At 75.7% G+C, this 251-nt stretch carries 1 protein-coding gene; it reads right to left on the reverse strand.

All coding sequences use genetic code 11. From position 1 onward, the window contains the following. A partial coding sequence (locus ACM0OP_RS24475) for a hypothetical protein (protein ID WP_414530994.1) occupies nucleotides 1–251 on the reverse strand: 251 nt, incomplete at both ends.

Consider the following 251-nt stretch of genomic DNA (forward strand, 5'->3'; position numbering starts at 1 on the left):
CGGCGAGGTCCGCGCCATCGACGAACTGCAGGTCATCGATGCGGCCCACGGCCGCGAGGTCGGCCGCGGCACCGGCGAGGGCGGCGCGCACCTCAGCGGGGGCCGCCACGACGGCGCGCGCCACGGGCGTCTTCTGCGAAGCTTTCGCCTCCGTCTTCGCCCGGCGGATTCCGATCAGTGCCGCGCTAGTCGCGGTGAGCACCGCGGGATCACCAGCGCGCTCACCCGGCACGGGCCAGGCGGCCGTGTGG

It is taken from the genome of Nodularia chucula CCY0103 (assembly GCF_963923915.1).
Lineage (GTDB): Bacteria > Cyanobacteriota > Cyanobacteriia > Cyanobacteriales > Nostocaceae > Nodularia > Nodularia chucula.